The sequence below is a fragment of the Streptomyces sp. NPDC026394 genome (assembly GCF_055567735.1).
This window is the reverse complement of sequence record NZ_JBVHPX010000008.1, coordinates 269,575-291,877: the sequence shown is the minus strand read 5'-3', so window position 1 is coordinate 291,877 and position 22,303 is coordinate 269,575. Positions and strand designations below refer to the sequence as shown.

At 74.3% G+C, this 22,303-nt stretch carries 10 protein-coding genes; 8 read left to right on the top strand and 2 right to left on the bottom strand.

The window, feature by feature from the left end; all coding sequences use genetic code 11:
* The first annotated feature begins 55 nt into the window (after window positions 1–55).
* The gene (locus ACZ4QV_RS21230) at window positions 56–919 is read left to right on the top strand and encodes a helix-turn-helix domain-containing protein (protein WP_361150374.1); all 864 of its coding nucleotides are present in this window, start codon (window positions 56–58) and stop codon (window positions 917–919) included.
* A 99-nt stretch (window positions 920–1,018) separates the two neighbouring features.
* Here the strand turns inward: ACZ4QV_RS21230 and ACZ4QV_RS21225 are convergent, their stop codons facing one another.
* Window positions 1,019–1,996: a hypothetical protein gene (locus ACZ4QV_RS21225; protein WP_361150377.1), complete on the bottom strand. Its 978-nt coding sequence runs from the start codon at window positions 1,994–1,996 to the stop codon at window positions 1,019–1,021.
* 355 nt (window positions 1,997–2,351) lie between these two features.
* Between ACZ4QV_RS21225 and ACZ4QV_RS21220 the strand changes: the two genes are divergently transcribed.
* On the top strand, window positions 2,352–3,308 hold the full coding sequence (locus tag ACZ4QV_RS21220) for a threonine/serine dehydratase (protein ID WP_361615678.1): 957 nt from the start codon (window positions 2,352–2,354) through the stop codon (window positions 3,306–3,308).
* Between the two features lie 327 nt (window positions 3,309–3,635).
* Window positions 3,636–7,835, top strand: a complete 4,200-nt coding sequence (locus ACZ4QV_RS21215) for an amino acid adenylation domain-containing protein (protein ID WP_467763244.1) — start codon at window positions 3,636–3,638, stop codon at window positions 7,833–7,835.
* Window positions 7,836–7,898: 63 nt separating this feature from the next.
* Here ACZ4QV_RS21215 and ACZ4QV_RS21210 read toward each other — a convergent pair whose 3' ends face one another.
* Complete coding sequence (locus ACZ4QV_RS21210; protein WP_467763243.1) at window positions 7,899–8,894, bottom strand: helix-turn-helix transcriptional regulator; 996 nt, start codon at window positions 8,892–8,894, stop codon at window positions 7,899–7,901.
* 123 nt (window positions 8,895–9,017) lie between these two features.
* Here ACZ4QV_RS21210 and ACZ4QV_RS21205 point away from each other — a divergent pair, with 123 nt between their 5' ends.
* The 5 genes from ACZ4QV_RS21205 (at window position 9,018) to ACZ4QV_RS21185 (ending at window position 22,271) form a co-directional block, all read left to right on the top strand.
* Window positions 9,018–9,446, top strand: a complete 429-nt coding sequence (locus ACZ4QV_RS21205; protein WP_361150387.1) for a DUF3224 domain-containing protein — start codon at window positions 9,018–9,020, stop codon at window positions 9,444–9,446.
* A 144-nt stretch (window positions 9,447–9,590) separates the two neighbouring features.
* Window positions 9,591–10,205 carry a hypothetical protein gene (locus tag ACZ4QV_RS21200; RefSeq protein ID WP_361150389.1) on the top strand — a complete coding sequence of 205 codons (615 nt, stop codon included), beginning with the start codon at window positions 9,591–9,593 and terminating at the stop codon, window positions 10,203–10,205.
* Window positions 10,206–10,484: 279 nt separating this feature from the next.
* A complete protein-coding gene (locus ACZ4QV_RS21195) occupies window positions 10,485–14,249 on the top strand; it encodes an nSTAND1 domain-containing NTPase (protein ID WP_467763242.1) in 3,765 nt (1,254 codons plus the stop codon).
* Window positions 14,250–14,390: 141 nt separating this feature from the next.
* Window positions 14,391–18,041 carry a hypothetical protein gene (locus tag ACZ4QV_RS21190; protein WP_467763241.1) on the top strand — a complete coding sequence of 1,217 codons (3,651 nt, stop codon included), beginning with the start codon at window positions 14,391–14,393 and terminating at the stop codon, window positions 18,039–18,041.
* A gap of 3 nt (window positions 18,042–18,044) precedes the next feature.
* Window positions 18,045–22,271, top strand: a complete 4,227-nt coding sequence (locus ACZ4QV_RS21185; RefSeq protein ID WP_361638750.1) for a hypothetical protein — start codon at window positions 18,045–18,047, stop codon at window positions 22,269–22,271.
* Window positions 22,272–22,303 lie beyond the last annotated feature (32 nt).

Here is a 22,303-nt window from a genome sequence, read left to right as displayed (position 1 = left end):
ACAGGCGCGGAACTTCCGTGACGCTGCCGCCGAGCACCCGGGGGATGATGATCCATTGACCGAACGGCCGGCGTCCCCACCCGTACCGGAGCCCGTCGAGGCGTTCGCGGAGCAACTGCGCGAACTGCGGCTGCGCTGCTTCGAACCGACCGAGGCCCGTCTCGCCCTGCAGATGAAGTGCGGCCGCAGCTCGGTGTCCGCGATGCTCAACGGGCGCCGTTTCCCCAGTTGGGAACTGACCTCGGCCTTCGTCACCGCGTGCGGCGCGGAACCGGCGGACTGGCTGGACCGCTGGCGGGACGCGAAGCGCCGCCTCGACGCGCTGCGCCGGGGGCCGGCCGGCCAGGACGGGGCCGCGCGTCCGGCGGCGCTGCCGGACGTCGGCGGTGCCGCGCTCCTCGCCGCGACCTGGTACCGCAGCAACCCGGAGTTCTACACCGCGGCGGCCCGGTGCGTCCGGGCGGCCCGGACGGAGATCAGGGTGACGTACACCCGCCGCTACCCGCCCGACCAGTACACGACGAAGGCCTCGGCGGACTACTTCGCGGACATCCTGGCCTGGGCGCGCGAGGACACCGAGGACCAGCGCAGCGTCCGCCGCATCATCGGCATCCCCGAGACCGACGGCGTGCCCGACCGGGACGTCCTCGCCTGGGCCCGGCGGCATCGGGAAGAGACCGTGCACCTGCTCAATTACGAGGCGAACGTCCTGCGGTGGACGGCGGCGGCCGACGGCCTGAACATGGCGCTGATCGACGACAGCACCGTCTTCCTGGCCTTCTCCGGGGGCGCCCGCCAGAAGCTGAACGGCTTCAGCGTCCAGGACCCGACGTACATGTCCTACTTCGCCGCCTACTTCGAACAACTGTGGACGCCGCTGCAACCGCTGGGCGCCTACCTGGACGCCACGGGAGACTGACGACAGGGCCCTCGGGGCGGCCGTACCGCCGCCCCGAGTGGCCCGTGAGGGACCGGCTCCCGGCACCGGCCGGTGCCGGGCCGGGAGCGTGCGTGGTGTCTACCGTGCGCCGACCGGTGCGAGCGTGTCGTCGGCGAAGCGCGGCACCTCCGCGTTCTCGTCGTGGCCGCCGTTCTTCTCACGGATCCACTTGCCGGCCAGGGCGGGGATCCAGGCCGAGAACTCGCTCTGTGTCAGGTCGCCGGGGACCTTGCCGCCCAGCTTGTTGATGTCCGCAGCGGGGTAGCCGCCGGGCGCGTCGATGCGTTCGGCGGGGGTGTCCTTCATCGTCGCGTCCCAGACCTGGAGGGCGAACGTGGTGCAGTTCCTGGCGGACGTGCCCGCCCAGCCGCCGGTCAGGAGGAAGTTCCAGCTGGGCAGGAGCGTGTACTTCTCATCGAGTTCGGCACGCCGCTGGATCTCCTGCTCGAAAGCGCTCTGCTGGGCGCCGGTCAGCGCCGTGCAGCGCGCGGCGCGCGGGGAGTGCGCCTGGCCCTGGTCCTGCTTGCGGCTCGGCCGGTCCCACTCGACCAGCGGCTTGCCGGGGACGTTGATGTCGTAACCGGTGTAGTTGACGGACATGCCGTCGACCGGGGAACCGTCGCCGTTGGTGCCGTCCGGGTCGTTCGGCTGGAAGGAATACGTGTCGTATCGGGCTTCTTCGCCGCTGTCCAGCTTCCGGTGCAGCTTTCCGCCGGTGTTGAAGTGCACGAGCCAGCTGTGGCCGAACACGTGCTGGCTCACGTTCAGTTCGTAGAGCAGCTTGTTCGTCTGATCGGCGTAGGACAGCTCGCCGTACTTCTTCTTGAAGTCGTCGCTCTTCCACAGCGCGTGGGCCCGCTTGCCGATGTCCCAGACGTAACCGCCGGTGGTGCGGTCGGTGATCTCGGTGCTGTAGATGCAGAGCACGTTGTCCAGCGATCGGGCGCCGGACGGTTGCGGCCGGTCGGCGGCGTGCGCGGCGGGTGCCTGGAGCAGGCCCAGGAGGAGGGCCGCCGCGGCGCTCGACGTGATCACGGCCGGCGTACGTAATGTCATGACGTGCGGGTACTTTCCTTCGGTCGGCCGGCGGCTCGGACGCGCCGCCGGCTCGGCGTATCAAGATCATTTCGGTCGGTGGTCCCGTGCGCCAAGGGCGGAAAGTCCTGGCCGGGCGGGACTTTCGCCCTTAAGGGGCCGGGGTGGCGCCAGGGCCGGGGTGGCCGAGGCCGGAGCGGCCGGGCCGGGGCCGGGACGGCCGGGGACGGGGCCGAGACCGGGGCGGCCGGGCGCCCCGGACGCGGCGCGTGATCAACTGGACCGGTCCGGTCCGGCCGGTAGGGCGGCTCCGCCCGCCGCGCCGACGGCACCGTGACACGACGTCCGACGTTCCGACCCGGGAGAGTGGTCCGCGATGAGCAGCATCGGCTACGACGACGTGCGGGCGGCGGCCGGCCGGATCGCCGGGGACGTGCGCCCGGTCACCGTCGCACCGGTCGACCCGGGCGGGTTCGGCCCCGGTGAGGGCTGGCTCGCCTACGAGTTCACCCAGCACACCGGGTCCTTCAAGGCCCGTGGCGCGGCCAACTTCATCGCCGCGCACCGGGAGGCCGGCACCCTGCCCGAGGCCGGGGTGGTCATCGCCTCCGGAGGCAACGCCGGGCTGGCCTGCGCCTGGGCGGCGGGCCGCCACGGCGTCCGGGCGACGGTGTTCCTGCCGGAGACCGCGCCGCCGGTCAAGGTCGCCCGGCTGCGCCTGCTCGGTGCCGACGTGCGCCAGGTGGGTACCGAGTACGCCGCCGCGCTGGAGGCGTCCGAGGAACACGCCGCGCGGGCCGGGGCGTTGGCGGCGCACGCGTACGACCACCCGCTGATCGCGGCCGGGGCCGGCACCCTGCTGGAGGAGATCCGGGCCGCGCTGCCCGGCCTGGACACGGTCGTCGTCGCGGTCGGCGGCGGTGGACTGTTCAGCGGGGTCGCCGCGGCCGCGCACCACCACGGCGTACGGGTCGTGGCCGTCGAGCCGGAGAACTGCCGGGCGCTGAACGCCGCGATCGAGGCGGGCCGGGTCGTCGACGTCCCGGTGGACTCCGTAGCCGCGGACTCGCTGGGCGCCCGCCGCGCCAGCCGGATGGCGCTGGACTGGGCGCGGCGGGCCGGGGCGGTCTCGCTGCTGGTCCCGGACGAGGCGATCGTGGCCGCGCGCCGGAGCCTGTGGGACGACCGCAGGCTGGCGGTCGAGCACGGCACGGCGGCCGCCCTCGCCGCCCTCCGGTCCGGGGCGTACCGGCCCGCGCCGGGGGAGCGGGTGTGCGTGGTCGTGTGCGGCGCCAACACCGACCCGTCGGACCTGGTACGCCCCGGTGAGTGACCCCGGCGGTCCGTTCTGGCGCACGCATTCGACGTACGCCTGACTGCCGGCCCGGTCGGCGGGAAGCCGTCCGGGCCCCGGAACCGCCCGGCCCCGCCCTCGTTGTTCCGCCTGTGAGCTGCGCGTCAGCGGTTCCCCGGGCGGCCCGCGGCGCGTGCGCCGCCCCCGTCTCCGTACACCTGTCCAAAGAGATTTGCCGACGAACCGATACACCCGTCGTGTGGTGCTCGTTGGCCCTTTACGGCGCGTGAGCCGCGACCGGTCGCCCGGCCCCGCCACGGCCCGGTCGCCGTTGTACACCAGCACCTTCGTCAGGAGACGGCAAGCATGAACAGGAAGCCAGGCCACCGCGGTCGCCGATTGCCGCTGACCGTCGCGCAGACGGGGATGTGGTTCTCCCAGCAGCTGGACGCGGAGAACCCGATCTACCGTGCCGCGGAGTACGTGGACATCCACGGCCCGGTCGACCTGGCCGTGCTGGACACCGCGGTGCGCCGCGCCGTGGCCGGCATCGACGCCGTGCGGGTCCGGTTCGAGACCGACGAGGACGGCGGCGTCTGGCAGGTACCCGACCTCGCGGACGACTGGCCGCTGCCCGTCGTCGACCTGCGGGAGGCGGCGGGCCGCCCCGCAGGCCCGCGGCCCGGCCCGGCCCGGGTGGTCGCGCCGGCCGACCCGTGGACCCGCGCGAAGGAGTGGATGTGGGCCGACCTGCGCAAGCCCGCCGACCTGCGCCGCGCCCCGCTGTTCAGCTTCGCCGTGCTGCTGCTGCCCGACGACCACTGCGTGCTGTACATGGCGCTGCACCACATCGTCCTGGACGGCTACGGCTTCTCGCTCCTGATCCGGCGCGTCGCCGAGATCTACAGCGCCCTGGAGGCGGGCGAGGAGTGCCCGCCCAGCGACCTGGGCACCCTGGAACAACTGCTGGCCGACGAGGCCGACTACCACGCCTCCGAACGGTGCGCCCGGGACCGCGCGTTCTGGGCCGAGCGCTTCGCCGGACAGACCGCCGGGACCGGACTCGCCAGCCGGCTGGCCACCGTCCCGCACCGCTTCGTACGCGAGACCGGCCACCTCCCCGCACCCGCTGCCGACGGGTTGCGCGCGCTGGCCCGGCAGACCCGGACGGGGCTGCCCGTGGTGGCGATGGCCGCGCTCGCGCTGTACGTGCACCGGATGAGCGGGTCCACCGACGTGACGCTGGACCTGACCGTGACCGGCCGCGTCGGCGCCGTACCGCGCAGCACGCCGTGCATGGTCGCCAACGTGCTGCCGCTCCAGGTCGGGCTGGAGCCGTACACGACCGTGCGCGAACTGCTGCGGCACACCTCCGAGCGGGCCCGCGGCCTGCTGCGTCACCAGCGCTACCCCTCGCCGTACCTCGTCCAGGAGCTGGGCGCCGCGCACACCGGCGGCCCGCTCGGCGACTGGGGCATCAACATCATGAGCTACGACCCGGAGCTGGCCTTCGGGCGGCACCCGGCCACCCTGCACAACCTCTCCAACGGCCCGGTCACCGGCCTCGGCGTCAACGTCTACGAGCGGACCGACGACGGCTGCCTGCGCATCGACTTCCAGGCCGACCCGGACCTGTACGACGCCGAGGTCACCGCCGCCCACCAGCGCCGCTTCCTGGCCCTGCTGGACACCCTGGCCGGCGTCGACCCCGAACAGCCCGTCGGCGGCATCGACCTGCTGCCCGCTGCCGAGCGCCGCCGGGTGACCACCGGATGGAACGACACCGCCCGTACGGTGCCGGTCACCACGCTGCCCGCGCTCTTCGAGGAGCAGGCCCGCCGCACGCCCGACGCCACCGCTCTCGTGTGCGGCGCCACCACCCTCTCGTACGCCGCACTGAACGTCCGCGCCAACCGGCTGGCGCACGCGCTGATCGAACGCGGCGCCGGGCCCGAGACGTTCGTGGCGCTGGCCCTGCCGCGCACCGCCGACCACCTCGCCGGCCTGCTGGCCGTCCTCAAGACGGGCGCCGCGTACGTACCGGTCGACCCGGAGCTGCCCGCCGAACGCATCCGCTTCCTGCTCGCCGACACCCGCCCGGTCTGCGTCCTCACCACGACGGCGGCCGCCGGGCACCTGCCCGGCACCGCCACCACGCTGTGCCTCGACACCCCGGCCGCCGCCCGGGAGCTGGACCTCCGTCCCGACACCGACCCCACGGACGCCGACCGGCGGGCCCCGCTGGCACCGGGCCACCCGGCGTACGTCAGCTACACCTCCGGCTCCACCGGGCAGCCCAAGGGCGTCGTCGTGGAACACCGCCAGCTGACGAACCTGTTCTTCGACCACCGGGCCGAGCTGATCGACCCGGAGACGGCCGCGGCCCGGCGCCGCCTGCGGACCGCGCTGACCGCCGCGTTCTCCTTCGACACCGCCTGGGAAGGCCCGCTGTTCCTGGCCGCCGGCCACGAACTCCACCTCGTCGAGGACGCCGTACGCCTCGACCCGCCCGCCCTCGTCGACTACATCGCCGACCGGCGCATCGACTTCCTCGACCTCACCCCCACCTACCTGCACCAGTTGATCGCCGCCGGACTGTTCACCGGCGCACGGCACCGGCCCCGCATCCTCATGGTGGGCGGCGAAGCCGTCGACGCCGCCCTCTGGGAGACGCTGCGCGCCCTGCCCGGCACCACCGCGTACAACTACTACGGCCCGACCGAGTGCACCGTCGACGCCGTGTACTGCCGCATCGCCGACCAAGGGGAACAGCCCGTCATCGGACGGCCGGGACGCAACGTGCAGGCGTACGTGCTCGACGCCGCGCTCAACCCCGTGCCGGCCGGGGTACCGGGGGAGCTGTACCTGGCCGGTGACCAGATCGCCCGTGGCTACCTCCGCCGTCCCGCGCTGACCGCGGAGCGGTTCGTCGCCAACCCGTTCGCCCACGCGGGCAGCGGCTCGGCCGCCGGCACCTGCGGCGACCCCGGGGTGCCCTGCACCTGCGGCGCGCCGGGGTCGCGCATGTACCGGACCGGCGACCGGGCGCGCTGGACGCCCGACGGCATCCTCGAATACCTCGGCCGCGCCGACGGACAGGTCAAGGTACGCGGCTTCCGCATCGAGCCCGGCGAGGTCGAGACGGCACTGGCCCGCCACCCGGGCGTCGCCCACGCGGTGGTCACCGTACGGGAGGACACCCCCGGCGACCGGCGCCTGGCCGCGTACGTCGTACCGGTCGCCCCCCAGCGCCCGGCCGGCCGCACCGCGCCCGGCCGGGTCCCCGCCTCACGCCGCTCCGGCTCCGGCACCGCCGCGCCCGCACCGGTCGACGCGGACATCCTGCGCGCCTGGGCGACCGCCCGCCTGCCCGAGTACATGGTCCCCGGTGCCTTCGTCCTCCTGGAGCACCTGCCGCTGACCGCCAACGGCAAGCTGGACCGCGCCGCCCTGCCCGCGCCGGAGGCCCCCGCTGTCTGCAACGGGCGGCAGCCGCGCAGCCCTCAGGAGAAGGTGCTGTGCACGCTGTTCGCCGAGGTGCTCGGTGTACGGCAGGTCGACGTCGACGACGACTTCTTCGCCCTGGGCGGGCACTCCCTGCTGGCGGCCAAGCTCATCAGCCGTATCCGCTCCGCCCTGGGCACCGAGCTGTCCATCCGCGCGCTGTTCGACGCCCCCACCGTCGCCGAACTCGTCAAGGTGCTGCGCACCGGCGGCGGATCGGACGGCTTCGAGGCCCTGCTGCCGCTGCGCACCCGGGGAAGCCGCCCCCCGCTGTTCTGTGTCCACCCCTCCGGCGGCCTCAGCTGGTGCTACGCCGGGCTGCTGCGCCACCTGGACCCGGACGTCCCGGTGTACGGGCTCCAGGCCGGCGGGCTGGCGCGGCGCGCGGCACTGCCCGCCACCTTCGAGGAGATGGTCGGGGACTACGTCGGGCAGCTCCGCGCCGTACAGCCGGCCGGGCCGTACCACCTGCTGGGCTGGTCGCTCGGCGGCGCGCTCGCCCACGCCATCGCGGTCCGGCTCCAGGCCAGGGGCGAGCGGGTGGCGCTGCTGGCCATGCTCGACTCACACCCCATCGACCCGCACGGAACGACGGACTCCGCCGTCACGGAGCACGACATCCTGGCCCTGCTCCTGGAGGCGGCCGGGCACGATCCGGACCGGTTCGCGCGGCCGCTGACCGTCCCGGGCGTGGCGGCGGTGCTGCGCGGACAGGGCGGCGGTGAGCTGCTCGACTCCCTCAAGCAGCACCCGGCGCTCGGCGAGGACCGGCTCACCGCCGTCACAGAGGTGTTCACCAACTCGGTGAAGCTGCTGCCGACGTTCTCCGAGGGCATCTTCGACGGCGACCTGCTGTACTTCCATGCCACCGAAGGCAAGCCCGCCCACGCACCGGCCGCCGAGACCTGGCGCCACCTGGTCACCGGACACATCGAGAACCACGACATCGCGTGCACCCACCACGCCATGACCCAGGCGGAGCCACTGACCCGGATCGGGCGGGAGGTGGCCGCGCATCTGGACGCGGCGGTGGCGGTGCCCGGACCGGGGGCGCGGGGCTGAGCGGGGCGGCCCCTGCCGCGGCGTGCGACTGCCGGGCCGAGGGGCCGTGCCCCGGTGGCGGGCTCAGGCCGCCGCGTACCGTGCCGCCAGTTCGGACGCTGTGCGGGCGACGGCGGCACGGAGGTTGGGCGGGCCCAGCACCTCGGCCTCCGCACCCAGCCGGAGGAGGTCACCGACCGCGACGGCCGGGGCCTCGACCGGGAGGTCCACCAGCACCCAGCCCTCGTGGTCCGGCGGCCCGGCGCCTTCCAGAGCCTGGCTGCCGGCTGCGCCGAACTGCATGGGCAACAGCCGTTGCGCGCGCGGGGAGATCCGTAGCCGTGCCGTCGTATGGTGCAGTCCGGCCTCCAAGCGCTGGGAGGACTCCTCCCAGCAGGCGGCCAGGTCGAAGCCGGCCGGCCGCTCGAAGAGCGTGTCCGTCGCCTCGGCGTGCACCAGGCGGGAGATCCGGTAGGTCCTGGTCCGCAGGGTGCCGTCGCCCGGTGGCGGGCCGTCCGTCCAGGCCACCACGTACCAGGTGCCGCTCTTCAGGACGAGGCCGAGCGGGCGCAGCTCCCGGTGCGTCGCACGGCCGTTCCACGCCTGGTAGTGGACGTGCAGCACCCGCTGTTCCCAGACGGCGCGGGCCACGGACGCCAAGTGGGGTACCGGGTCCGCCTGCCGGAACCAGGCGGCGGCGTCCAGGTGGAAGCAGTCCTGGAGGCGGCGGGCCCGCGCCGCCAGGCCGGACGGTAGCGCGGCCTGGAGCTTCAGTTGAGCCGTCGCCAGGACCGCGTCCAGGCCCAGTTCCCGCGCGGCCCCCGGCACGCCCGCCAGGAACAGTGCTTCCGCCTCGGCATCGTTCAGCCCGGTCAGCCGGGTGCGGTAGCCGTCCATGAGCGAGTAGCCGCCTTCCGGGCCGCGTTCGGAGCGGACCGGGACGCCCGCGGCGCCCAGTGCCTCGACGTCCCGGTAGACCGTACGCGGGGACACCTCCAGCCGGGCGGCCAGTTCGGCCGCGGTCATCCGGCCGTGGTTCTGGAGCAGCAGGAGGAGGGAGAGCAGACGGTCGGCGCGCATGGGGTCATTGTCGCGCCGTACCTGACAGAAGGTGTCAGGTACGGCGGCCAGACTTCGATCGCACCAAGAGAACCGCACCGCGCGGACCGCACCGCGCGGCCGGACGAAAGGACCACCGTCGCCATGTCTGCACAAACCAGCGCCGAACGCACCCGCACCACCGGCCACTTCACCTACGCCGACTGGCAGGAGCGCGCCCTCGGCGAGGAGGACACCTTTCCGCGGCTCGCCCACGCCGCCGTCACCAACACCTTCGCCGGGGGCATCGAGGCAGCCCGCACGACCTGCGAGTACACCGTCCTCTACCTGACGGAGCAGACCGGTGGGTTCACGGGGATGGAGCTGCTGGCGGGCACCGTCGACGGGCGGCGGGGGACCTTCGCCGTGGAGGAGCGCGGCTCGTTCGACGAAGGAGGAAGCGTGCGCTGCGCGTTCGAGGTCGTACCGGGCTCGGCCACCGGGGAGCTGGCCGGGCTGCGCGGCACCGGGGAGTTCACGGCCGAGCAGGGCAGTCCGTCCGTTCCGTACACCTTCGACTACGACTTCGGCTGAGGCGGACCGGGACACGGCCCGCACCCCCTGCGGACCCCCTTCCTCCGCCACGCCGCGCGCGTCCTAAGATCGGGCGGTCATGGAACAAGGTGCGCAGGCCGCGTCGGGCGGTCCGCGCGCGACGGGGAAAACGGGGAAGCAGCAGTGCAGCACAACAAATGGATACGTACGGCGGCGACGGTGGCCCTGGTGGTCTCGGCGGCCAGCGCCTGCGGAGCGTCCGGGGAACCGGCGTCCGCCAAGGGCACCCCGGTGCCGAGCCCGACGGCCGCGCCGCCCGAGAAGGCCGCTCCCCAGCACCCGGCGCCCGGCAAGGAGGCGCCGGTGCTGGAGCAGATCAAGTACGACCTGGAGACCCGGGTGCTCTCCATGGGCGGCGCGGTTTCCAAGCCGACCAGCAGTACCTGCGACACCAAAGAGGTCGGCGACCAGCCCCAGACCTTCACCTGCACCGTGAAGTACATGGGAGTCGACGTGCCCTTCCGCGTCGAGACCAAGGGCGGCTTCATCCTCATGCAGTACACGGCCACGCCGACCAAGGGCGGCGTGCTGACCGCCGAGGGGATGCGGGCCCGGGCGTGGAAGCAGTACGGGATCTACGGGGGCAAGGCGGCCCGCTCGTTGCGCTGCGACGAGGCTCCCGCGGTGCAGTTGGTGCCGATCGACAAGCCCAGCGGATACCGCTGCTACGTGGGCGAGGGCGGCCTCAAGGGCGACTACGACGCGATCGTCACCGCCACCGGTATGCGGCTGACGTGATCCGGGTGCCGGGCATCCCACCCCCGTGAGGATGCCCGCCCACCCACCGGCCGCACCACGGTGCGGTGCCGCGCCGGCCCGGCCCCGTCGACGCCGGAGGGCGCGGACGCGGGCACCGTGGACCGGCGCGGGTACGGCCCACTTCACCGCACCGGCCATTGATTGGCAGCCCGTTTCCGTGCGTCCAATCAATGGCCCGCACGGCCGGAAACCGGCCTTGTGACGTCCCACCGGTCTCCGTACCGTGGCGTTGCCCGGTCAGCTCGGCGCGGAGGCCGCATGGGGCGTCGCGAAAAGCCCGTGGACCCCGGGGCGGGTCCGGTACAGCGGTTCGCGTACGAACTGCGCAAGCTGCGCCTGGAGGCGGGCAGTCCGACCTACCGGGCCATGGCGGAACGGGCGGACTACTCGGCCGCCGTGCTCTCCCAGGCGGCGGCGGGGGAGAAGCTGCCGTCCCTCCCGGTGGCGCTGGCGTACGTGACGGCGTGCGGCGGGGACACCGGGCACTGGCAACGGCGCTGGCACGAAGCCGTACGGGAGGACGCGGCCCGGGTCCTCGAAGCGGAGGAGGACGGTGCCGTCGCGCCCTACCGCGGCCTGGCCCGTTTCGAACCGGACGACCACACGCGCTACTTCGGCCGCCGACGGCTCACCGAGGAACTGCTGCGGCGGGTGCGCGAACACCGGGTCGTCGCGGTGTTCGGGCCGTCCGGCAGTGGAAAGTCGTCCCTGCTGCGTGCCGGGCTCATCGCCCGCCTGCGGCAGCCCGCCGCCGACCCGCCGCTCGGCCTGTCCCCGCCCGCCGCGATCCGGGTGCTCACCCCCGGCGCCCGCCCCGAGCGCGACGCCGGCCGGCTGTTCTCCCCGGCCGGGACGCCGGGGGACACCTGGCTCGTGGTGGACCAGTTCGAGGAGGTCTTCACCCTCTGCGCCGACCCCGACGAACGGAACGCGTTCCTCCGACGCGTTGTGACGGCCGGCGACCCCGCGAGCCGCCTGCGTGTGGTGCTGGGCGTACGGGCGGACTTCTACGGCAGGTGCCTGGCGCACCGGGAACTGGCCGACGTGATCCACGAGGCGAGCCTGCCCATCGGCCCGATGTCACCGCAGGAACTGCGGGAGGCCATCGTCAAGCCGGCGGCCGCCGAGGGCCTGATCGTGGAACGGTCCCTGACCGCCCGCCTCGTCGAGGAGATGGCCGAGGAGCCCGGCAGCCTGCCCCTGCTCTCGCACGTCCTGCTGGAGACCTGGCGGCGGCGCCGCGGCCGTACCCTGACGCTCCAGGCGTACGAGGCGGCGGGCGGCGTCCACGGCGCGGTCGCCCAGACCGCCGAACAGCTCTACGGCCGCCTCTCGCCGCGGCAGGCCGGGACGGCCCGCCGGATGCTGCTGCGCCTGATCACCCCGGGCGAAGGGGCGGCGGACACCCGCCGGCCCGCGGCCAGGGCCGAGCTGGACGCCGGTGACCCGGCCGCCGCGCAGGTCGTCGAACAACTGGCCAGGGCCCGTCTGATCACGGTGGACCAGGACACCGTGGACCTGGCCCACGAAGCGCTGATCACCTCCTGGCCCCGGCTGCGCGGCTGGATCGAGGAGGACCGCGGGCGCCTGATCGTGCACCGCCGGCTGACGGAGGCGGCCGGACTGTGGGACGAACTCGACCGCGATCCGGGGGCGTTGTACCGCGGTACCCGGCTGGACGCCGCCGAGGAGGCGTTCGCCCCCGAGGAGGGGAGCCTTCCGGAGAAGACGGGCGGCTCCGTGCCGTCGCCCGGCGGCACCTCCGACGAACTCACCCCGCTGGAACGCGCTTTCCTCACCGCCAGCGTCGCGGCGCGCGACCGCGAGCGGCGCGCCGCCGCCCGGACCACCCGCCGGCTGCGCCAGTCCGCCGCCACCCTGTCCGTCCTCCTCGCCCTCGCCCTCGCCGCCGGGCTGGTCGCCTGGGACCAGTTCCGTACGAGTGAACGGCAGCGCGACGCGGCAGTGGCCGCCCAGCGGATCTCCCTGTCGCGGCAGCTCGCCGCCCAGTCCTCCGCCCTCATGGGGGACTGGCCGGACCTGTCCTCCCTCCTGGCGGTCCACGCCTACCGGACCGCCCCCACCAAGGAAGCCGTCGCGGGGCTGTTCAGCGCTGTGGACGTGCCGCTGCGGCGCCGGCTCGACGCGCACTCCGGCGGGGTGCGGGCGGTCGCGTTCAGCCCCGACGGGCGCACCCTCGCGACCGGCGGCGGGCACGACGTCACCGTACGCCTGTGGAACATGCCCGCCGGAACGGTCCGCGCCGTCCTCCCCGCGCCCGCGGAGAACCTCGCCGCCCTGTCCTTCAGCGCCGACGGGCGCACGCTGGCGGGCAGCACCGGTGGGGGAGCCTGGCGGCTGTGGGACGTGGCCACCGGCCGTACCCGCGCGACGTTCGGCGGGCACGGCGGCCCGGTGGCGGCCACGGCCTTCAGCCGGGACGGCCGCACCCTGGCCGCCGGCGGCACCGACGGCACCGTGCGCCTGTGGAACACGGCCACCGGCGCGCTCACCGCGACGCTGCGCGGTCACACCGGGAAGGTCGTCTCGGTGGCCTTCGCCCCCGACGGACGCTCGGTGGCCACCGGCAGTCTGGACGGGACCGTACGCCTGTGGGACGCGGCCACCGGCGCCGCCGGCGCCCGGCTCGAAACGCCCGCGGGCAGCAACAGGGCGGTGGCGTTCGGACCGGACGGGCGCACGCTGGCCATCTACGGCAGCGACGAGGCCGCCATCAAGCTGTGGGACGTGGCCACCGGCAAAGCCCGTACCACCCTCGCCGGACCCGCCGGATACGTGATCGCGATGGCCTTCGGCCCCTCCGGCCGCATCCTGGGCGGCGGCAGCGACGACGGCACCGTACGGCTGTGGGACGTGGCCACCGGCGCGAACCTCGGCACCCTCCCCGGCCACGCGCGCCGCGTCAGCTCGGTGGCGTTCAGCCCGGACGGGCACACGATGGCCAGCGGCAGCGACGACGGCACGGTCCGGCTGTGGAACACCGCCCTCGGCGATACCCTCACCACCCTGACCGGCCACTCCGGGCCGGTGGGCGCCGTGGCGTACGGCCGGGGCGGCCGTACGCTGGCCAGCGGCAGCGACGACGGCACCGTACGCGTCTGGGATCTCGGCACGCGCGGGAGCCGGATTCTCGGGCGCCGGTCCGGCAGCGGCACGGGCGACCGCGTCCGCGCGGTGGCGTTCAGCCCCGACGGCCGCACCCTCGCCACCACCGGCAGACGCACCGGCCTGCGCGTCTGGGACGTGGCCACCGGCCGTCTCCGCGCCACACTGGCGCGCTTCACGGGGGAAGCGGTGGCCTTCGGTCCGGACGGCCGGACCCTGGCCGGTACCGACGGGTCCGGAGCGCTGCTGCTGTGGGACACCCGCAGCCACCGCACCCGGGCCCTGCCCGTCTCCGGTACCACGCCGGCCCTTTCGGTCGCCTTCAGCCCGGACGGCCGGACCCTGGCGAGCGGCAGCCGGCACGGCCCCGTACGGCTGTGGGACGTGGCCACCGGCCGGGCCCGGACCGTCCTGACCGGCCCCCGCGGCGACGCCGGGGCGGTGGCGTTCAGCCCGGACGGCCGGACCCTGGCCGGTGGCGGCGCCGACGGGTCGGTACGCCTGTGGGATGTGGTCACCGGCAAGCCCCGTACCACCATCACCGGCCACTCCATCGGCGCGCTGGGCGCGGTGGCCTTCACCCCCGACGGCCGGACCCTGGCCGCCAGCGGACGTGACACCGGCAGCGTACGGCTGTGGGACGTGGCCACCGGCCGGACCCGCGCCACCTACGCGGGCCAGACCGGCCTCGTACGGTCGGTGACGTTCAGCCCCGACGGCCGTTCGCTGGCCACCGGCAGCAGCGACGGAGTGGTACGCCTGCGGGAAGTGGCCCTGCCCGGCCCCGCCGAGTCCGTCAAGCGGATCTGCCGCGCCGTCAACCGCGAGCTGACGCCTGCGGAACACGCCGAATATCTGCCGGACGAGGCGCCGCGCAAGGCGTGCGGAACATCCTGAGACCCCCCGAACACATTTAGCCCTGGTGGAGCGCCGCGCACCGTCTGGTGCGGGGGCGCTGTTGGAGATAGGAGGTAGGCGGGGCTGCGCGCGAGGGACGGGGGATCAGACCCCGCTCGGCGCGCAGGGCTAGGGGGCGTCATGAGTACTCCGGCAGCACTGCGTCTGCTGCGCGGCACCGACCTGCTCGACCTGTCGTTCGGCTTCGCCGGGCTGACGGTGGAAGGCACCGGCGGGGACCGGCGGCTGGTCCGGGCGGACGCGCAGGCGGACGGCTGGATCGCGGTCACCTTCGGACCGCAGCACACGGTGGAACAGGCCTTCAGCGACGAAGTGCCGGGGGAGTCCCGCGACTTGCCGGTGGGCTCCCTGATCAGCGGCCGGAGTGTCCTGGTCTTCGAGGTGGGCCCGCGGGACGCGGTGCCGTTCACCGAGGACGGACTGCTCGACGCCATGCGCAGGCTCCCGCTGCGCGTCGTGGACGCGGCACGCGAACCGGACACGCCCGCCCCCGCGGCACCGGCGTTCCGGCCGCCGCCCGCGGCACCGGGCGGGCAGGACGCCGCGGCCCGCGCCATGGCGCTGGTGCGGCTGCTGCGGACGACGACCGAACTCACCGCCCGCTTCGGCCCCGAGACCGCGCGCGCCCTCGCGGCAGCGGCGGGCGCGGCGGCGGAGGAGACGGAAGCCGGAGCACCGGCCGTGGCGGCCGGGCCGCAGGACCCGCTCGCCGACCCGGCCCGCCCCCGTACCGGCATCGAACTTCCCTACCGGCTGTACCTGTCTCCCTCGCAGAAGGGCAGGTGGATCCACCGGGGCAGGATTCCGGAGCCCGAGCCCGGCGCCCGCGTCCCGCTCTGGCACACCCGGCTCGACACCGGGACGGTCCGCGCGGTGTGGAACCGCGAACGCGGCGGCGACCCGGGCGCGCCGTACGCCTTCCGGCAGGCGCTGGAGCCGGACGACCGGCGGGACATCGTCGACCTCACCACCGGCGCCGGCCTGATCGAGCCGGACGGCAGCCCGTACGTCCCGCAGCCCGTGGCCGTACGGCTGCTGATGCTCTCCACGGCCGGCGGCTGGCTGGACGGCCTCGGCTCCTGGCCGCGACGGCCGCGCGGCGTCTCGCTGTCCGAATGGCGCCATCGGGCCGCCATGGGACGCGACCACTACGTCCGCGTGATGCGCGAGGGATTCCTGTGCCCCTTCGGACACAAGGCGGTGTACGTCCGCGTCACCGAGCGGAAGTTCGACGCTTCCCGGGCCGCCTACCTGATCCAGCGGGAGTTCGTCGTGGTACGGCAGCCGCTGCGCACGTACGATCCGAAGACCGCGCTGCCCACCGGGCCCGACCCCGCGAGCGACCTGGCGAACGTGCTGTTCCCCTTCACCAGCGTGCGCCTGGACACCGTGGAGACACCGAACCTCGTACCGCCCGCCGACCGGCGCAAGTTCTTCCCCGCGACCCCCGCGGAGCGGCCGTTCCACTTCAAGGTCACCGCGGTCGACCACGGCGGGAACACCGTCGAGTTCCGTACACCGCTGCTCTTCCTCGACGAGACGCTGGCCACCGGCGCCGGACTCGCCGCGGCCGTCGCCGAGTACAACGCCCTGGACCGCAACCCGCCGACCGCCGCGGCCGCACCCGGCGCCGCGGCGCCGGAGCACCCGGTCGAGGCCAGCGCCGACCTCCTCGGCCAGTCGGTGGCGCTCGCGCCCACCCTCCGGCCCGACGACACCCGGCTCGACGTGACCCGGATGGTGTGGGGCATGGCGGCGCCGCCCGCGCTGGCCGACCCGGCGCCGGGCGACCCGGCCCTGTCGAAGAACGCCCAGTTCCTGCCGCAACTGCGCTGGGCACAGGCCGCCGTGCCCGCCGTCGGACGGATCGGCGGCACGGACGCCACGGTGCCCGTCGCCTATGCGCGGCGGTACGCCCTGTCCGGCTTCGACACCGTCGGCGGCCCGGTACGCAAGGCCAACGCGGGGCAGGTCTTCCTCAGCCTGCTCACTCCCGGGAGTCAGCCGCTGCGGATGGACTTCGGCCGGCAGAGCGACCGGTCCGGCGGCCTCACCGCCCCCAGCATGATCGTGTCCGGTCTGTCCCGCCTGACCGGACCGGTCTCGGGCGTCCCGGCCGTCGGCGGCGAGGACCCGCTCCAGCTCATCGCCGACGGAACCTTCCGCCCGGAGGAGTTCTTCCGCCCGCTGGACGTCCTCGACGCGGTCGGCCCGAGCCTGCTGGGCGTGGTACCGCTCGCCGAAGTGATCAAGGGCGTGGACGGGCTCGGCAAGGCCCTGAAGGTGCCCAACTTCTTCACCGAGACCGTCAGCACGGTCACCGGCTTCCTCTCCGACCTCGGCCGCGTCCGGCAACTGCTCAGCCACGAACTCGACCGCTACCCGGCCGCTGCCCGCCAGGTCGCCGACACGGCGGAGAAGTTCGTGACCGTCGTCGGGGACTTCGTGGCCCAGGGACTCGCCGGCCGTACCGGACCGATCACGATGCAGCAGGTCGACGCCGCCTTCGCCGCCTTCGCCGCCGCACTGACGAACCTGCTGGACACCCTGCCCGCCGGCACCGACCCGGGCGTACGGACCCTGCTCACCCGCGTCCAGCAGCAGATCGCGACCTGGACCCGGGCCGCCGGAGAGGTCGTCGCGCTGCGCGACGCCGTACAACAGGCCGCCAACGGCTTCCGGCTCCCGGAGACCGTCAACGCGCGCCTGGAGTGGAACCCGGACATCCAGCCCGTCCTCCTGGACGGCTCGCCGGTCTTCCTGCCGGACGCCGACGGACGGCTGTCCCTCGTCGTCGACCTGCGCGGCTCCCTGCGCCCGGACCTGAGCGTCGGCGCCGACGTCAGTTGCAGCCTGGAGAACTTCGCCCTGATCCTCGTGCCGAAGTTCAACGCGCTGCGGCTGAGCTTCGAACACGTCCGCTTCGTCGCCCGGGCCGGCCGCAAACCCGACATCGACGTCGTCCTCAAGAGCGTCGACTTCATCGGCCCGCTCTCCTTCGTCCAGACGCTGCGCAAGCTCATCCCGGTGGACGGCTTCAGCGACCCGCCGGGCATCCAGGTCACGCCCTCCGGCATCGTCGCCCGGTACGGGCTGCCGCTGCCGAACCTGGCCATCGGCGTGTTCAGCCTGGAGAACCTGCGCCTGGACGCCTACCTCGACCTGCCCTTCCTCGGCCGGGCACTGGAGATCGGCTTCTCCTTCTGCAGCCGGCAGGCCCCCTTCCGGCTCACCGTCTCGCTGCTCGGCGGCGGCGGGTTCTTCGGCATCGTCCTCACGCCCCAGCGGGTGGCCGTCCTGGAGGCGGGCCTCGAATTCGGCGCCGCCGTCTCGCTCAACTTCGGCGTGGCCAGCGGCAGCCTGTCCGTCATGGCCGGCATCTACTTCCGTCTGGAACTGCAGACCGGGGAGTCCCGGCTGACCGGCTACTTCCGGGCCCGGGGCGAGGTCGACGTCCTCGGCATCGTCTCCGCCTCCATCGAGATCCACCTCGACCTCACCTTCGACACCGCGACCGGAACGGTCCACGGGCGCGCCAGGATCTCCGTCAGTGTGCACATCGGCTTCTGGTCGCAGTCGGTCACGATCGAGTGTGAGAAACGCTTCGTGGGAGGCGGGCCCGCCCCCGCCCCGCTCGGCGGCGCGGCGGCGGAGGAGCCGCCACGGCCGCCCACGTTCGCCGAGATGATGGCGCCCTACACCGACCCGGCCACCGGCGCCCGGCGCGACCCCGTCACCGAGTACTGCACCGCCTTCGCGGAAGTGAGCTGAGCCATGCCCGAGACGATCCGGTGGACCGTACTGCCCGACGGCCCGGCCGCCGACGGCACCCTGCGGCTGACGGTGCTGGTCAGCCCCCGCCTCACCGGCGGCACCCGCCTCGACGCGTTCCCAGGCTTCCGTGACTGGCCGGACACCCTGCGGACGTACGCGCCCGCGCTCCAGGTCGCCTTCCGCGCGCCCGGCACCACCGGGCCGGGCGTCCTCGTCCCCACCACGGTTCAGGCCGGGCGCTTCCCCCCGGCCGACAGCGCGCTGTGGACCGAGCTGTTCAAGCCCGACACGGTGGTCCACGCGCCCACCGGGGCCTTCGCCGCCACCGCGGCACCGCTTCCGGTGCTGCGCTCGTTCCCCGCCGGAGCGGTGCACGACCAGGTCACGGCACTGTACGAGGCGGCGGTGAGCGCGACGGCCGGCCGCCGCGCGAACCCGCCGGCCGGCGGCGACGAACTGAATCTCGCGGCGCCCGTGGAGACGCAGGGGCCCGCCGCCGACTGGGACCACCCCCAGGGCAGCGACCTCACCGACGTACTGACCCGCACCATCCGGGCCTTCTCCGGCCACGTCGGTACCACCTACCCCCGGCTCGACGACCTCATCGGCGCCCCGCCCGCCGGACGGCAGGACGCCACCGCCGACCCGAACCCGTACCGCCCCCGGCACATGGACCGCACCGCGCGTGACTACACGCGGGACGGCGCGCTGCTCGGACTCGCCGAGATGTACCGCTTCTACGACCGGGCCGCGCGCCCGGCGGCCTCCGCCGCCGTACCGCCCCCGGCCGCACCCGAAGCCGAACCTCCCCCGCAAGCACCGGACTTCGACTTCCACACCGCGTGCGCCCTCCTCGCCGACTACCCCGAACTCCTGCGGCGTTTCGGCCTCGCCCTCGATCTGCTCGTCACACCCCCGGCCGGTCTCGCCGACCACTGGCAGGCCCGGGTCACCTTCACGGCCGCCCAGGAACACCTCAACACCGACGAGACGCTGCGCCCCTGGACGGCACTGCGCCACGTCCCCGGCCGGCGCTTCGAACCGTACGCCGCCGACGACGGCTTCCACGGTCACCGGATGCTCAAGCTGGGCGCCGACACCGTGCGCACCACCGACCTGGACCTCGACGGCGCCGCGATGAAGTTCGTCGAGTTCTCCCGCGTCCTCGACCAGTACCTGAGCGGTACGGGCGAACCGGGCACGGCCGTCGCCGCCGACCCCACCGCCGTACCGGCCCTGCACGGCGCGGGCCTGACCGTCGTCCACGACGACCGCGACCGGGCCCTCGCCGACCAGATGGAGGCCGACGCCCGGCACACGGCGGGCGTCGGCCCCGACGGGCGGCCCGTCGCCGCCGCGGTCCTGGACGCCGCCCACCTCGTCCGCGGCCTGCGCGTCGACGTCGGCGTGGCGGACGAGCGGACCGGGCGCGTCACCGCCTGGTACCCGCTGTGCGCGCGGACGGGGGAGTACGCGATCAGGCGGCCCGGCGCACCGGCCGTACCGCTCACCGCCGCACCTGACGAAGGGCACGTCAAGGCGTCCGCCGTCACCCGCGACCGCGCCGCCGACCACCAGCTCTACGTCCACCAGGCACTGTTCGGCTGGCACGGCTGGAGCCTGGCCGCCGCACCGCCCGGCCGGACGCTCGGCGCCGACAACCGGCCGCAGGTGCCCGCACCCGAGGTTTCCGACCGCTTCCCGCTCGCCGTCGCGTTCCGGCCCACCCCCGGCACGCTGCCCGCCCTGCGCTACGGCCGTACGTACCGGCTGCGCGCCCGCCTGGTCGACCTCGCGGGCAACAGCCTCGCCCCCGGGGCGCCCGCCGTGGAGGGCACCGCCACCGAGCCCGTCACGTACGGCCGCTGGGAGCCCGTACCACCGCCCGTGATCGTGCCGAGGTGGCCGTTCCTGGAAGGCGAGTCGGAACCGCACCTCGTCATCCGCAGCACCGTCGACGAGGACGGCCGGCCGCTTACGCCCGGCGAATGGGCCGACCTCCGCAACCCGCAGGTCCCCGACCACGGGAGGAACTCGCCCGCCGACGGCCTCGACCGCCGCTACCGCGCCTTCGACGAACGGCACATCAGCCCGCCCAAGAGCGCACTCCAGACGGCCGAGCAGCACGGCGTGTACGACGCCGCCTTCGGCCCCGGCGCACCGGAAGCCGTACGCCGCCAGTACTTCGCCGCGGCGTCCCGCGAGGCGGGCAGCTACCTGGACACGGTGGTCAGTCTCCCCGAGGACCCCCGCGTCACCCGTGACCTGAAGGCCGCGGGAGAGATCCACGTCGCGAAGCACAGCCCGCACGACACCTCGCCCCTGACCGAACTGCCGGTGGCCCGCGGCGACGGCCTGCACACCGGCGAGTACGTCGTCCACGACGCCGGCCGGCTCCTGCTCCCGTACCTGCCCGACGTCCCCGCCCGCGGCGTCGCCCTGCGCGGACTGCCGGGCACGGGCGCCGAACCCCACCGCACCTACGACTTCACCGGCACCTGGCCCCAGGCACGGCCGCTGCGGCTGCGGATCGTGGAGGGGGACCGCCCGCCGGACCCGCCGGTGGGCGGCGTCCTGACCGTGTACGTGCCGAAGGCGGAGGTGGTGACCGTCCGCATGAGCTGCCGTGTCGCAGAGGCGGACCTCCCGCTGTTCCGTGTCTGGCGGCTGCTGACCGCGTCGCCCCTGTGGAACGACCCGCTGCGCCTGACCTCGGAGAAGCAGCGGGAGCTCACGGCCGCGTCGGCGGCCGGCGAGAACTGGATGATCACCCCGTGGACGGAACTCACGCTCGTGCACGCCGTCGAGAAGCCGCTGGCCCCGCCGTCCCTGGCCGAGCTGCGCTTCCGCCGTACGGCCGGAGAGACCTTCGCACTGGTCTCCGGCGACCTGACCCTGCACGCCAGGAGCACCGGCCGGATCGACCTGGACGCGACCTGGGAGGAGTGGCTCGACGACGTCAAGGAGTCCGCGCCCCGCCGGGTGACCGGCCGCGACCACGTGGGCGACCTGACCACGGACCGCTTCCGGGACACCCGCACCTTCTCCGACGTACGGCACGAGTTCCGCGACACCCGGCACCGCAACGTCACCTACACGCCGACCGCGACCACCCGCTTCCGCGAGTACTTCCACCCGGCGATCACCGACCGGCCCGAACTGATCACCAGCCGGGGCCCGGCCGCCGCCGGGCCCACCGGCCGGGGCTGGCCGGTGCCGGCCACCCGCCGTCCCGAGCCGCCCGAAGTGAGCCACACCGTCCCCACCTTCACCTGGGAACGCACGGTAGACACCGCGGCGCACCGGGTGACCCGGACCCGCCGGAGCGCGGGCGTACGCGTCCACCTCCGCCGCCCCTGGTTCAGTTCCGGGGACGACGAACTCCTCGCCGTCGTCCTCGACCCCGGCAGCAGGCTCCCGGCCGAACTCGTCACCCGCTGCGGCACCGACCCCGTCTGGGCGGACGACTCCGTCCTGCCGCGCCTGCGCCCCGCCAACTTCCCGAACGCCGCGGTGACCGCCACGGACCGGCTCCTCGCGGAGACCGTCGGCGGCACGCCCGCGGCCGTCACGGTCGCCGCGTTCGCGCCGCAGTACGACGAGCAACTGGGCCTCTGGACGTGCGACATCGACGTGAACCTCGGCGACCTCGCCGACAGCCCCGCCTACTTCCCCTACCTGCGGCCCGTCTTCGCCCGCTACCAGCCGTACGCCGTCGATCCCCTGCACCTGTCCAAAGTGGTCACCGGGGAGTTCGTCCAGCTGCTGCCCGACCGTACGGTCACCGCCGCGATGACGGCCGACGGCCGGATCCGCGTCGGACTGAGCGGCCCGGCCGCCGCCAACGACACGGGCGAGTTCACCGGTCCCGGACGCGACGGCATGGCGGCGAGCCGCCGGGTCACCGTCACCGTGCAGCAGCGGGCCCGCTCCGGCGGCGACCTGGACTGGACGGCGACCGACGCCACCGCCGAACTGGTCTGCACCCCGCACGGCACGGGCTTCACCTGGACCGGCGAACTGACCCCGCCACCCGCCCGGTTCCCGTCGCCCAGCCTGTACCGGCTCCTCGTCGAGGAGTCCGAGACCTACTTCACCGACCGCACGACGGCCACCGGCACCCTCACCGCGAACGGCGTCACCCGCCCGGTGTCCCGTCGCCTCGTCCACGCGGACTTCTTCGGGCTGACGACGACGGTGTTCGGGCGGGTGGTGCTGGAGGAGTAAGGGCCCGCCGCCCGCCCGTCGCCCCCGCTGCC